The following is a 14,348-nucleotide window of genomic DNA, read 5'->3' on the forward strand; positions in this document are numbered from 1 at the left end:
CATCTCCTATTAACAACAAGAATTTTGTTCTACTACGTTAGAAGTCGTACAACAAGATGGATCTTCAATTTTATGAACATCACTCTGTGCTTTTGTATAAAAGAATTCCCACTCGTTCCCGTCAGGATCTGTTACCCAAAACTTATCTTGTACTGCATAGCAACAAGTCGTATCCATCTCATCACGTGCAAAGAACCCTTCTTTTTCTAATCTTTCTTTATGCAATGTAATCTCTTCAGCTGTATCCACTTGGAAACCGAAATGATTTACTTGGTTTCCCTTCACTTCATCTCTTACGTTCAGCGTGAAATTAAGTCCTGGCGTCTCTAATAAAAATTTTGCATAATCTGTTTTCACTTTAACTGGTGATACACCAAATACCTTTTCGTAAAATTCAATAGACTTCTCTAAATTCGTAACGTTTATACCGACGTGAACATATCTCATACCTTATTCCTCCTCTTTATATATTATTAATCAATTTTTTTTGATTAATGACTCAAAATTTTAACAGCAACTACCTTTACCTGTTTTTCTAAAGATACAGCACAATTCTTCTGATAACAAATTATTCACTTCCGCATCATTTAAATCATAATAACTCCACGTACCTTTTGTTTCTTTTACAATTAAACCTGCGTCTAATAAAACCTTTAAATGATAGGACAACTTAGATTGCGTCATTTCAAAAACTTCTGTTAAATCACATACACACGTCTGGCCCCGCTGGCAAAGCTCATACATGATTTCTAAACGTTTTTGATCAGCCAACGCTTTAAACTTTTTCTCATATAACTGAAAATTTTGTGCCACTGTAGTTCACTTCCCTTCATCAACTTTTTTTGATGTTTATAGTATATACGCTAGTGAGTTTATTATGCAACTTATTAATCAAATTTTTTTGATTTAGAAAAACTTCCTCCCATTATATCTTTGCTACAACTAAAAAGCACCCTAGCCTTTTCAAAAATGAAAAACTACGGTTCTTTTTACAACTTAATAGTTACAATATTTCCGAGAAATGGAGTCTCTATAACTATTTTAAATTTTAATTTGATCATTATAGAGTAGTGCCCCATCACCATCAATCTAAGAAAAACAAATACCCCAAAATGAGAAAAATCGATATAACTCTTGTTTTTGGTGCATATTCATAAAAATAGTTTAAATCCTTAAGTTGATGGTTGTGGGGCGGGCCCCATGCCCATCAAGCTAAGATTTTAAGACACCCCCATAACGAGAATTTTACTTTTTTACAGTTATTTATGAAAATTCGGCTTGTTTTTTTCATTTTTGGGGTGCTAGACCTAAAACTTCAGCAATATGCATAGACTGAAACATCTAGTTTTCACGATATAATTCTCAGCTAAATTCGAAAAAAAGAGCTTGAATTCCCAAGCTCTTTTAAATATTACTTAATAACTTTATAACCACCATTTTTCCTGTGGAATTAAAACTGTTTCAATATCAAAGTTATTCTCAAACCATTCCTTCATCAATGTTTTATGGACCAGATATTCTGATGCAGAATGGGAAACGCCGATTAAAGACATCGAAGTATTAGAAACATAACCCATCATTTGTTTGTATCTTTGTTTACCATATTCGTTATCAATATGGCAATGGATTTCGCCAGTGATATAGGCTTGAACTCCTCTTTTTTCAGCTTCCTCCATCCAACTTACTTTGTCGCCACAACCTGCAACGATAGCTATTTTCTTTACGTTATTTATGTTCTTACCTTCAAAATTAACATATGGAATATCGAATATTTCTTTTAAGTGAGAAGTTAGTTCACTTGTACTCTTTTCTTCAATGTTACAAATTAGAACTAGGTCTTCATTATTTACATAAGAAAATAGTAACGTGTTTTTAACTTAAAAAATAGTCTAAAACCTTAAGGTGACAGAAAGCGATCTAGTTTCTTACAGAATTAAACTAAGGACATTGTTTAACACATGTATTGCTATGATATATGCAAGGGATCTTTTAGAAATAAGATAAGCCACAGTAAATATCACCGAGCCTGGTAAATAAATAGCAAAATCGGAAAGGTTTTGTGAATGAAGAACTGTAAAAATTAGAATGGAAATGATTGATGCAATAGCAGTACCAACATAACTAGAAAATTTATTTACTAATATATGACGAAATATAATTTCCTCGACTATTGGACCTGCAACACCAACTAAAATCAATGCAAATATAAAAGGTACCTCTGAAGCGGCTTGATTAACGGCATCTTGATTCACGGACTGATCTGTATTTACTAGAAATTTCGTAACAAATTTTTCTAGAATTCCCGTAAGTAAAACCACCATAGGAATACTTACTACTTTCAAAATTGTTTTCTCTTTAAAATAAGAAAAACTTTGAATAATTTCTTTCCTATAGAAACTTATACCTATAATAGCAGGTACAATAAAAGCGGCGGCAGTATTGGCAAATTCTGATTCAACTAAATTTACATTAGTTAAAAGTGATACTCCTACTAATATGAGGACGCCAATCTGAAGTATTACAAACATTGTAAAAACTACTAACATAATAAGATCTTTTTTATTCGTTTTTATAAAGTTCACTTTATTATCCCCCTAATTAAATTGCCTAGAATCTTTAATTTTTCTTTCTGCATAAATTTCTCCTTTTAAATATATTCACACATGATTCCGGACCATTCGGTCCGGAATCTAATGATACTATATGTCTCTAATTTTTTAAACCCCTTTTTAAATTATTAACGATTAGCCTTTTATAAATTGAAGTGAAATTAGGAGTAGTTTAAACCCTTTAGCTCAATATATTTATAAAAATTATATATATAAATAAAATACATATACGTTAAAATTAACTTTATTTTTATATTTTCGACGATTATAGGGGTCCCACCCCATCGCTATCAAGCTAATAAAACAAAATTCCCCCTAAAATGAAAAAATACGCTATTCTTTCTATAGAATCATAGGAAAGGATGGCGTTTTAGTATGAATTTATCGATTTCTGATGAATTAGAATTGTTTTCTAAAGAATTGCAACGATATATGTCACCTGATGCTTTAGAGCAATTAGCTAAAAATGTAGGATTTGTTAAACGAAAAAGTAAATACCGCGCACAAGATTTAGTGGCTCTATGTATTTGGTTAAGTCAAAATATTGCCCATACTTCATTGGTACAATTAAGTAGTCGATTAGAAGCTAACACAGGCATTTCTATGAGTCCAGAAGGACTCAATCAACGTTTTAATTCTCAGGCTGTTCAGTTTTTACAACAACTCTTAGCACATTTACTTCACCAACAATTTTGTTCTTCTAACAAGATTCCAACTTTGTATACAAACTATTTTCGACGTATTCGTGTATTGGATTCTACACATTTTCAAATTCCGGATAAATTCACTTCTATATATCAAGGTTCAGGTGGTAGTGGTCAAAATGCTGGTGTGAAAATTCAACTAGAGTATGATTTACTAAGTGGTCAATTTCTTCATATTCATGTAGGATCGGGAAAGCACAATGATAAAACGTATGGTTCTACTTGTTTAGCGTCCCTTCAACCGAACGATATATGTATACGTGATTTAGGATACTTCGACCTAAAAGACTTACATACTATAGAAGAGTGTAATGCTTATTTTATTTCAAGATTAAAGCTCAATACACGTATATATCAAAAGAATAATGAGCCTGAATACTTTCAAAATGGAACAATAAAAAAGCACTCTGAGTACATCCAATTAGATATGGAGCAATTCATTGACCAATTACAGTCAGGTGAAACATATGAAATTCCCGAAATTTATATTGGAATGTATCAAAAACTTCCTGCAAGACTCATTCTGTACAAATTAACTGAAACACAAATGAAACGTAGGCAAAAGGATTTAGCATCTAAAGAACATAAGAAGCAAATTACCTATAAAGAACGTAGTAAGAGGCTTAGTGCAATTAACTTTTACATTACAAATATTCCTTTAGAATATCTACCAAAGGAACAAGTATACGATTTTTACTCCTTACGCTGGCAAATTGAACTTATTTTTAAAACATGGAAATCATTTTTTCGTATTCATCACTGTAATTCTGTAAAATTAGAACGACTAGAATGTCACTTATACGGACAATTAATAAGTATCCTTCTTTGTTCCTCCACCATGTTTCAAATGCGCCAATTACTCCTCATCAAGAAGAAACGAGAATTAAGTGAATATAAAGCAATTTATATCATCAAAGATTATTTTCCACTTATTTATCAATCTTTACAAAAAGACACCCAAGAATTAACAAAGATTCTCTTTCGTCTGTTTAATCTCTTACAGAAAAACGGACGAAAATCCCATAGGTATGAGAAGAAAACAGTCTTTGATATCTTAGGCGTCGTATACAACTTTTCTATGTCTCACAGTCATGTAGCGTAATCCAAAAAACTGAAACCTGATAGGGTTTATTTGGCATGCAAATCTTTAAAGAACTTACATTTGTGTTTAGAAAAACGAAAAAATTTCACGTGAAATTAAACTTATATAAGCTTAGCTTGATGGCGATGGGGGCGGGCCCCAATAAGAACGGTATCTAAGATTGTATGAAAGGTGTTAGTTCCATTCAAAAGGCCTCAGCCGACGATTAACTCAAGTACCGGTTTCGGATGACTCCCATGTGATGAAGTTCGTGTCCTGCGATGCCGTACGCGAGGGCGCGCGCCGTAATGCTTAGGTTGTTGGCTGTACCCTTGCGGTTCCACGCCTCCGCCGGTAGCCCGCGCAGCAATGTGATCGTTGATTGCCGGACGGCCTGGTAGTCTTCGGCCAGTTGCGCGATTGTCCAGCTTCCGAAAGGAGGCATGAACAATTCCTGATCGAAACCGGTCAGCGGCGTCTGGTCCCCTCTTGCGAACCGGAGCAGGCGGTAGGTCATGACACGTTCCGCGTCTGTAATGTGGCCCACAACTTCTTTCAGTGTCCATTTTCCTTCCGCATACCGATATGCGGCCTGGCTTTCGGTCAACGATGCCAGGAGCTCGGTCATTTGCTTTTCCTGAGCGAGCAGAATGTCGATGATGTTACCGTCTGGCACCAAACGGATATATTCGCCGGAGCTCCCAGCGTATTCTTCTTCTGATGGTCTTTGATTCATGCGTAGTCACCTCTTTATGTATATATAGAAAATTATAGCACTCGTCTATGTCTAATAAATTCGCGAAATGATAGAACTTCCCTTCTAATAATTGAGGCTAAGCAACTATTTAGTCGGTCGCCACACTATCCTGATTCCTTAGCGCAATAAGCAATTCTAATCAATAATGCATAAAAATTAGAAGTTATACAATATTTCAAAATTATTAATATATATTAGTTTATTCCGAAACACACATAAATATATTTTGTCGAAACTATTAAAAAGGGAGAATTTCTCTAGCTGAAGAATTAATAATTGTGTTACCAATATGTAAAAATCTCAATTTAAAACTAAAGGAGAACAAAATGGGACAAATAATTGTATCGATGTACCTCTCACTAGATGGTGTCATGGAGGAACCAGCTTGGACTGCTCCATACTTCAATGAAGAAGTGGCAAAGTTTCAATCCAATTTACTGTTTGAAAGTGAAGCTCTTCTACTAGGGCGAGTAACCTATCAAGGTTTTGCAGCTGCTTGGCCTTCTATGACTGATGAAGAAGGTTTTGCTGATAAGATGAACAGCATGCCTAAATTTGTTGCTTCAACAACTTTGGAAAAAACCGAATGGAATGCAAATCTTATCAAGGGTAATATTGTAGAAGAAATATCGAAACTGAAGGAACAGCCTGGTCAAAACCTTTTAATCTATGGCAGCAGTGACCTTACACAAACATTAATGCAACATGACCTCATTGATGAATATCACTTTATAGTCAATCCCGTTATCGTAGGGAGCGGAAAGCGTCTCTTTAAAGACCAGAACAATACAAAAGCATTAAAACTTATAGAAACAAGAACGACCAGTTCAGGTGTCGTTATTCTTTCCTATCAGCCGGAGAAAAAAGAATAATTATTGATAAATTATATAAACAAAAAAACTCATCAGAATAAATCCTGCTGAGTTTTTTTATAAGATAATACATATATTAATTTATAAAAATTACACGGGTTAGTACTTTATCAGTCATACCTACATAGGCATCGGATATTCCATATGTTTGTCCTATTTGGAGAGAGCTCATTAATACCTCCATATCTAGCTGTATATACTCTGTACCTTTCTTTATTCTTCCATCCTGAAAATAATCAGGTTTGCAATTTTTACAGCCCATACAAAGACAAGGATCCAGAGAGTAATGATAATAATGCCTGTTATCCAATTCTTTGGTTTGCTTATTGTCTGTCTTTCCTCTACCTTTCTTTTACAATCCTCCAACACTTCTTTAGGAATAAGTTTTAATGCCAAGTATACACCTAATGGTACAAGAATCAAATCATCAAGATACCCCAAGATTGGAATGAAGTCTGGGATTAAATCTATAGGACTAAAAGCATACGCAACAACAAGCATTGTAAATAATTTAGCATACCAAGGGACTCTTTCATCTCGATATGCCAAATAAAGTACAAGAAGTTGTTTTTTTAAGTTTCTAGCCCATTTTTTCATTTTTTGTATGATAGATATTTTTTCTTCTGTTTCTATCGGTTTATTTTGATTCAAATTATTCCTCTCCCATTTTATTACTTCGTACATCTTCTCAGAATTGTTCTTATTAACTGTATAATAATTGCGTAGCTACTATTGAGTCTAATACTTTATTTTAATAAAAACTATTTATAATATAAAACCTAATGATCAGTCTACATTTTAATAATCAATAAATTAGAAAGATAAGGGATAAGAAACACGTTTAAATCAACTAGGTTTAATCTAATCCAGTTTTTAAATGGGAACAAGCATGTGAGGGAGGGATCCCCAGATTTTCGTTCTGGGGTATTCTTTAATTTTAACCTGATAGACATAGGAGAAAACTTCTAATTTAGTAATTTGTGTAGTACAAGCTGTAACTAAATCTATTAATCTGACATACCATATAAATGTAACTTTAAATCAATAAAAAGTTGCAAAGGAGGCGAATATAAAATGGCATCATTTGAAATTGGTGCAAGATCTCTTTTTAACTTTCGAAACGAACGCTTTTTCTTATTAGTTGAAGATGAAATTACAATTCCAGATAAAGGTGTAGAAATTGATCCAGTTAATATCTATGAAATTGACGAGCAAACTTTCGATTTTATCAGAGATGAAGGAGATACACCTGTAATTGAACCATTTGATACACTTCCAACTGTACCACCTGAATTTAAATTAGAACGAAAATGTATTTTCACAGTCGATAATTCATACTTTGTAATATACGATTTAGAAGATGGCACTGATAACAACGTCCTATTAAGAATCAGTGCAGCATTATTTAATTCATTAAGAAATTCTGGTGTTCGTGAATGTTTTCCTCAAATTTTCATTTAAGAACTTAAATTAATTAGACCTCAAATGGAATACTCTTTGAACAATTTAACCCCTCGTAGTTTTCTACAAAGGGTTAAATTGTTATGTAAAAAGTTTTTTAATTATTAGCAGTTTTTGGCGGTTCGACAGGTACGATTGCTAGTCCAATTCGAGCAACCTAAGAAAAGCAAATACCCCAAAACGATAAAATTAGCATCTCTAGGTGAAAATGTACAATTTTTTGTTTTGGGGGCACTTTAAAATGTTAGCTTGATAGGCTTGGGGTGGGACCCTATGCCCATCAACTTAAGAAAAATAAATGCACCAAAACGAAAAAAAGAGCTGACTTTTCAAAGTAACTACCTGTAGAGAAAGAAAATTTTCGTTTAGGTGTATTTCAAAAAGTTAGCTTGATGGGTATGTGGTGCTACCCCACATCCATCAACTTAAGGATTCGGACTATTTTTGAAATTAAAAGCACGTTACTATTTTCTTATATTAATGAGAAAGGGTGACGTGCTTTTTATGAATATGCATCAAAAGCAAGAGTTGTCTTTATTTGCCGAAGAGTTATATCGATATATGTCTCCCGCTACACTTAATCAATTAGCTATAGAAGCAGGCGGGATGAAACGAAAACGGAAGTGCCACGGGCATCATTTTTTATCTTTGTGTGTATGGCTAAATCAACAAGTCGCTACTACCTCTCTTACCCAACTATGTAGTCAATTAGAAACTTCAACAGGAGTTTTATTAAGTCCGGAAGGACTTAATCGGCGATTTAACTCGGCTTCTGTAGCCTTTTTTCGTACTGTATTTACTACACTTCTACAGGCTAAGATTGGAGGCGTATCTAAGATTTCTCATTCTCTTTCTTCCTACTTTGAGCGCATTCGTATCCTTGATTCTACAACCTTTCAAGTTCCAGATCGATTCGCAGCTATGTATCCTGGTGCCGGAGGATGTAGTCATAAAGCTGGTGTGAAAATTCAACTAGAGTATGACTTGTTGAGTGGAGAGTTTTCTGATGTGAAAATTGAACCAGGAAAACGAAGTGATCAGGCGTATGGTGCGACTCGAACAGACATGATACAAAAGAATGAGCTGTATATCCGTGACTTAGGATATTTTCGTCTACAAGACTTTAAGTCTATTCAAGACAAGCAGGGGTATTATTTATCCCGTCTTAAGTTACCGACTAAAATATATAGAAAAGAGTTCGAAACAGTCGTATTTAAAACAAAACCTCCTCAATTGAAACCAGTATATATACAAATTCATTTGGAAGACATTATGAAACAATTAAAACCTGGCCAAGTTTATGAATTACACGATGTATATGTAGGGAGTAAAGATAAACTGCCTACTCGTATTGTAGTTTATAAATGTACCGAGGAGCAAAAACAGAAACGCTTACGTGACCGAGCTATTCGTGAAAAGAAAAAAGGGATTACATATACAGAGCGCACGAAGCTTTTACAAGGTATCACGGTATATATGACAAACATTCCTACGGAATGGGTACCAAAAGAGAAAATCTATGACCTATATTCATTACGTTGGCAAATTGAGCTGTTATTTAAAATATGGAAATCTTGGTTTCAAATTCATCGTTGTAAATCTATTAAACAAGAGCGATTAGAATGTCATCTTTATGGGCAACTCATTAGTATTCTATTATGTTCTTCTACTATGTTTAAAATGCGAGAACTCCTATTACGTAAAAAACAGAAAGAACTAAGTGAATATAAAGCAATGTATATAATTAAGGATTATTTTTCACTTTTTTACCAAGCATTACACAAAAACACCCAAGAATTATCAAAGGTTCTCCTTCGTCTGTTTAACCTCCTACAGCACAACGGACGAAAATCTCATCGGTACGAGAAAAAGACAGTCTTTGATATTTTGGGTGTTGTTTATGAGTATACCACTTCTAATCCTCAGGTAGCATAGTAAAAAATTGAAACCCGTCAGGGTTTATTTGATATGCCTACTTTTATAAAATCTATAAAAGATAATAAAAAATTATATAAAAAAACCACATTTTGTTTGAAAATATCCCTTAAGTTGATGGATGTGGGGTGGGACCCCAAACAGTACGATTTTATTTCAAAGACAACGATCTTACTACACACTTTTTATTTATCTCACACTCTCATATGCTAGTATTACTATTTTTTATTACTAATGTTGCCGTTTCACTCGGATGGCTAAGAGGAAAATGATGGCCATATGGAACAAAATCAACTTTACCAAGATGCGATGGAGCAGAATAGGCTCTGTCATAATCCCCCCAAATAATGTGAAGATTATACTTTGTTACTTCATTGAAATCACCTTGATCGTTTTTCAGTAGTAAACTGTTAAGCTGAACCGTAGTATTTAAAATTCTAGGAGAAGTAAAACTGTTTCTTATTTTTTCAATATAATGTTCAGGGATGCTCTCCATACTTTCAAACAAACCATTACTTAATAAATATCGCTCTATGAAATTAGTAGTTGCCAGTTTTAATGTCCATTTGTTCATAAATTGAGGAACATTTAGCGATTTAGCATTTTTTTTAACTACAGGTGGCTGAAGTAAAGTGATTGCATACTTCTTATCTATGTACTCTTGTACCAATGCTTCCAGAAGAATAAATGCACCGAATGAATGACCAATTAGATGTGCACCATTCGTAGCTTTCTCCAATAACTTTTTCACTACATTCAAATAGATATTTAGAAGATTTTTATCTCGTTTAAAAGGAGAATGCCCCAAACCTGGAAGATCCAAGATCCATACAGGTTGACCAGTTTTTTCATGAAGCTCTTGTGCTAAAGGAAATAAATCCTCTCCATCACTCAATAAACCATGTAATAAAATAAACGGTTTACCCTCTCCTTGTAATTGGTAAAGGGTATTGTTATCGAATGTTCGTTTAAATACATGATTATGCTGGCCATTTTGATACATCATTCGATAATCCAGATCAGCTACTACGGCAGGGAAAAATTTCATTACACTCGTCTTCCTAAACCAATCTCCTCCCATAATTTTTTTCGCTGAAACATTTGAAAATTTTCGTTTTGTAATAAAATTCAGTCCATCAGAAGGAATTTTTGTTATTTTACTTACTCCACTATTCATAATTGTTTTCATAAGCGGCATTGGAACCGAGATTTTTGGTGCCCTCATATTCATACTTTCCGACATAATACTTAATAATTCAGCAATGTTCTGATCGTGCTGTTTGTCTTCAACAAGTGTATATGTTTGAATAGTCGGTTGCTCCAATCTGAAAACCTGCACAATAAACTTCGCAAGCTCATCGTTTGAAATAAGTGGTAACCTATATCCCTTACCTCCAGGAATCACTGGCATGAGCCCTCTTCGCATACTCTTCACAAGCAAACCTAATCCTGCTATCTGCTCTGTACTCCCTGTTTTACTACTACCGACTACAGTTGGCGGATTAATTACAGAAAGCGGATAACCTACTGCTGATGCCTGCTGACGGATATAAAGATCTGCTAAAAATTTTGTTCTCTCATATGGATTTTTTATTTTCAAATAATTATTCCCTTCTTGAAACACATCAATTGCAATCTTGCTATTTTTATCATCAAAGGGACTCATATAACCTACAACATGAATAAATTGTTGCAAGCCCTTCAATTGATGAATACTTTTAGCTAATTCACTAATATGTTTGGCGCCATTTAAAAATACGGAAGCTACCTCTTTACTTGTCGCTTGAATATCCATGGGGCCTCCTGCGTGAATAATCACATCCGTTTTCAATACCCTCTCCTTATCTTCAGCACTTAGACCTAAATCTATTTTCGTCAAATCACCTTCAATAAAGTGCATAACTTCCTTTTTTAAGATACCTCTTTCTTGAAAAAGGCGTATTGCTTTACTTTTCGACCTCACTAAAAGAAGAATTTTAACATCCTCTTTGGTTAATTCTTTCACTAATTGCTTTCCAATAAAGCCTGTTCCACCAGTTAAAAATACTGTTCTCATATAAAATCCCCCTTTTTAGTACTATACAGTACTAATTCGATGTAAAAAAAATGCTTCTTTTATCGAAGCAATTTTAAAAAATGATCTGCTGTTTTCGTGATTACAGTTGCATCCTTCAATGTTTCTGAAATAAATAACGCTCCTTCAAGATTTGTAATAAAAAGTGATGCAACCTCATCAATATGAATCGTATTTCTAAATTCTCCATTCTCTACCCCTTGTTTAAGTAATAGAGAAACTTTCTTTTGTAATCCTGTAAAAAAAAGACCTATTTTTTCTTTTATTTGCGTGGCCTGTTTAGGACTTTGAATATAAAGAGTAATAAATGGACAGCTCCCCTTATACTCTCTCGACTGAACTCCTTGTGATAATTGCTTTAAAAACAGTTGGATACGATCTTCAACTAAAAATTGATTCTGAGAAAGTACGTCATCAATTGCAGATTGATACATTTCAATCCAATAATCAACGACCGCTTCTAATAATACTTCCTTATTAGAAAAGTGATAATACACATTAGACTTTGAAACTTTGCTTACACGTACTAATTCATCCATACTTGTATAAGCAAACCCTTTTTCTAAAAATAATGTTGCGGCTACTTCAATCACACGTTTTTGATTCATTAATTTTACCTTTGTCATAACTAGAACTATATAGTACTAATTTAAATATTACAAGTATTTATGTTAATTTAAAAAAAAGTTTGATTAAAAAAGTTCCACTAACATTGATTTTACTGCAAAAAATCTTATTTTGAATAAAATTGAACTGACCCCCAAAATTGTTAATTCACTATCGTCTAATAGAGATCACCATACATACCCATCAACTTAAGAAAAAGAAATGTCCCCTAAACGAAAAAATGAGAGACTTCTCAGAATAGCTATCTGTAGAGAAAGAAAATTTTAATTCAGGGAGATATGAAAGTATTAGCTTGATGATGATGTGGCGGTACCCCATATAAAGAAATTTTAAACCTCTTAATCTACATTTCCTTTATGTAAATATGGGAATAACGAAATTACCCCAAGGATAGCTAAACAAGCTCCAATCCATAGAGGAGATACAAAACCATATCCTTTACTGATCCCAAGACCACCTAGTGACGAACCAATAACAATACCTAGCGTAATAAAAGAACTATGAACGGTATTTATCATTATTCCATTACTAGCTGTCTTCATCACCCTCGCAACCATAGCTGGATTCAATGCTACACCAGTTAAACCAATAAAAATCGTAGAAATAACTGCAATGTATTTATTCTCTGCACTTAAAGCAAATAAAGACAACGCTATGATTAATATAATTAATCCACCCATAAGTATTTTCATTGTAAATTTATCAGCGAACTTGCCAATTATTATATTCCCAATTACCGTCGCACTACCATAGAGAGCAAGTAAATATGGAATACTTGCTCTTGAAAACCCTGTAACATTTGTAAAGATAGGAGTGAAATAACTAAATGCTGCAAACGTACCACCAATAATGAACATACTTGTTACGTACGCTGCCCAAAGATGAATATTCTTAAATCGCAGAAGTTCATCTTTCCAATTTAATTGCTCTTTATTTGAAGAGGATGGTAACAACCGTTGAATCATAATTGCTGATACTAGCACAAGAACAGAAACAGCCCCAAAACTAATACGCCAGCCAAAATATTGCGAAATAACGGTTGTTATAGGTAAACCTAATACAGTTGCGAACATTAAACCTGCAAGTACAATTGATGCAGCTTTTCCCCTTGAATCAGAGTGAACCAATGTCGCAGAAAAGGAAATCGCAACTCCAAAAGCTGAAGCTGAAGCAATACCAGTTATAATACGTGAAATCATCATAATATCATAGTTCCAAGCAATAGCTCCGAGCGATTGGCCAATTAAAAATATGAACATTAAAAACAATAATGCTTGTTTGCTGCGCATTCGTAAGAGGATTGCAGTTAAAATGGGGCCTCCTATTACCATTGCTCCTGCATAAGCTGAAATTAAATACCCAATGGATGATACAGAAACCTGGAATGCAAGAGCAAGTTCATTCATCATACCTGCAACCATAAATTCTGATGTAGTCATACAAAAGATTGCTAAAGCTAATAAATAAATAATCGATGGCATAAAAACACTCCTTATTCATTACTGTAATGATCGGTACAAAAATAGTGCGAAAAAAGGGCGCACTAAGCGCCACAAATAGACTCTACTGTTCCTTTGATAACTTGTTCAGACAACATCCGATTTTGCATCGATACATTAAGAACACGGAATCCGTAATAACTGCTTAAAAGCAGACTAGCTAATTCTTCAGCTGATTGCTTCTTTGAAATTTCACCTGTTTGCAATCCTTCCTCCATCACTGTTTCAATAGCTTGTTTAAGAAGTTCAACATGCTTCGAGAAAATTTCTTGTACCATTAAATCGTTTTTAGCACGTTCTATACTGGCATTAATCAATAAACATCCTTTTTGATCCATATTCTCAAAGTCTTCTTTCAATGCCCATTCAAAAAAATTACTTAATCGTTCTTTAACTGGAATTGGAGTATGTAACAATTTCTTTTGTTCCCTAATCCCAATTTCATGGTAGCGTTCTAATACTTGTTTATACAGTTCATGTTTACTACCGAAAGTATTGTATAAACTTCCTTTTCCAAGTCCTGTATCACTGCATAAATCTTGTGTAGAACATCCTTCATATCCTCTTAACCAAAATGTTTTCATTGCAACATCTACAATTGAGGAATAATCAAACTCTCGAGGTCTGCCGCGTTTATTCAATCGTATCCTCCTCTCATTTTAAAGATAACATGAATAGAATACCCTTTTTGTACCATACGGTCAATAATTTTGTTTTATTGTTACTGTA

Annotated in this window: 13 protein-coding genes and 2 pseudogenes; 4 read left to right on the top strand and 11 right to left on the bottom strand. The window is 33.8% G+C overall.

Features of this window, described 5'->3' with window-relative positions; genetic code table 11:
• Window positions 1-9 precede the first annotated feature (9 nt).
• From DN407_RS15515 to DN407_RS15530, 4 genes and pseudogenes are all read right to left on the bottom strand, one after another.
• Window positions 10-447, bottom strand: a complete 438-nt coding sequence (locus tag DN407_RS15515) for an ArsI/CadI family heavy metal resistance metalloenzyme (protein WP_001271017.1) — start codon at window positions 445-447, stop codon at window positions 10-12.
• Between the two features lie 60 nt (window positions 448-507).
• Window positions 508-813: an arsenical resistance operon transcriptional regulator ArsR gene (arsR, locus tag DN407_RS15520; protein WP_002062841.1), complete on the bottom strand. Its 306-nt coding sequence runs from the start codon at window positions 811-813 to the stop codon at window positions 508-510.
• 611 nt (window positions 814-1,424) lie between these two features.
• Window positions 1,425-1,841, bottom strand: a pseudogene (locus tag DN407_RS15525) (Nif3-like dinuclear metal center hexameric protein); the annotation flags it as partial.
• Between the two features lie 84 nt (window positions 1,842-1,925).
• Window positions 1,926-2,582 carry a CPBP family intramembrane glutamic endopeptidase gene (locus DN407_RS15530; RefSeq protein WP_061663671.1) on the bottom strand — a complete coding sequence of 219 codons (657 nt, stop codon included), beginning with the start codon at window positions 2,580-2,582 and terminating at the stop codon, window positions 1,926-1,928.
• A gap of 402 nt (window positions 2,583-2,984) precedes the next feature.
• Between DN407_RS15530 and DN407_RS15535 the strand changes: the two genes are divergently transcribed.
• Complete coding sequence (locus DN407_RS15535) at window positions 2,985-4,415, top strand: IS4 family transposase (RefSeq protein ID WP_097813898.1); 1,431 nt, start codon at window positions 2,985-2,987, stop codon at window positions 4,413-4,415.
• A 205-nt stretch (window positions 4,416-4,620) separates the two neighbouring features.
• On the opposite strand, the gene DN407_RS15540 is transcribed toward DN407_RS15535, so the two are convergent.
• A complete protein-coding gene (locus tag DN407_RS15540) occupies window positions 4,621-5,130 on the bottom strand; it encodes a DinB family protein (protein WP_001076316.1) in 510 nt (169 codons plus the stop codon).
• Window positions 5,131-5,477: 347 nt separating this feature from the next.
• Here DN407_RS15540 and DN407_RS15545 point away from each other — a divergent pair, with 347 nt between their 5' ends.
• Window positions 5,478-6,023 (top strand): dihydrofolate reductase family protein, encoded by a 546-nt coding sequence (locus DN407_RS15545; RefSeq protein ID WP_097842523.1) that lies wholly within the window; start codon window positions 5,478-5,480, stop codon window positions 6,021-6,023.
• Window positions 6,024-6,111: 88 nt separating this feature from the next.
• Here DN407_RS15545 and DN407_RS15550 read toward each other — a convergent pair.
• Both DN407_RS15550 and DN407_RS15555 read right to left on the bottom strand, forming a co-directional pair.
• Window positions 6,112-6,276: pseudogene (locus DN407_RS15550) on the bottom strand (IS4 family transposase); the annotation flags it as partial.
• Window positions 6,237-6,674, bottom strand: coding sequence for a YkvA family protein (locus DN407_RS15555; protein ID WP_001075128.1), 438 nt, complete (start codon window positions 6,672-6,674; stop codon window positions 6,237-6,239). The gene DN407_RS15555 and the pseudogene DN407_RS15550, both read right to left, overlap by 40 nt.
• A 423-nt stretch (window positions 6,675-7,097) precedes the next feature.
• Here DN407_RS15555 and DN407_RS15560 point away from each other — a divergent pair, with 423 nt between their 5' ends.
• Window positions 7,098-7,484 carry a spore coat protein gene (locus DN407_RS15560; protein ID WP_149216454.1) on the top strand — a complete coding sequence of 129 codons (387 nt, stop codon included), beginning with the start codon at window positions 7,098-7,100 and terminating at the stop codon, window positions 7,482-7,484.
• Window positions 7,485-7,988: 504 nt separating this feature from the next.
• Window positions 7,989-9,419: an IS4 family transposase gene (locus DN407_RS15565; protein WP_149216455.1), complete on the top strand. Its 1,431-nt coding sequence runs from the start codon at window positions 7,989-7,991 to the stop codon at window positions 9,417-9,419.
• A gap of 202 nt (window positions 9,420-9,621) precedes the next feature.
• Here DN407_RS15565 and DN407_RS15575 read toward each other — a convergent pair whose 3' ends face one another.
• From DN407_RS15575 to DN407_RS15590, 4 genes are all read right to left on the bottom strand, one after another.
• A complete protein-coding gene (locus tag DN407_RS15575) occupies window positions 9,622-11,475 on the bottom strand; it encodes an alpha/beta fold hydrolase (RefSeq protein WP_149216457.1) in 1,854 nt (617 codons plus the stop codon).
• Between the two features lie 59 nt (window positions 11,476-11,534).
• Window positions 11,535-12,101, bottom strand: coding sequence for a TetR/AcrR family transcriptional regulator (locus DN407_RS15580; RefSeq protein ID WP_001072309.1), 567 nt, complete (start codon window positions 12,099-12,101; stop codon window positions 11,535-11,537).
• Between the two features lie 357 nt (window positions 12,102-12,458).
• Window positions 12,459-13,601, bottom strand: a complete 1,143-nt coding sequence (locus DN407_RS15585) for an MFS transporter (RefSeq protein ID WP_149216458.1) — start codon at window positions 13,599-13,601, stop codon at window positions 12,459-12,461.
• Between the two features lie 62 nt (window positions 13,602-13,663).
• Window positions 13,664-14,260, bottom strand: coding sequence for a TetR/AcrR family transcriptional regulator (locus DN407_RS15590; RefSeq protein ID WP_001042191.1), 597 nt, complete (start codon window positions 14,258-14,260; stop codon window positions 13,664-13,666).
• Window positions 14,261-14,348: the final 88 nt, after the last annotated feature.

The sequence above is a fragment of the Bacillus sp. JAS24-2 genome (assembly GCF_008274905.1).
Lineage (GTDB): Bacteria > Bacillota > Bacilli > Bacillales > Bacillaceae_G > Bacillus_A > Bacillus_A cereus.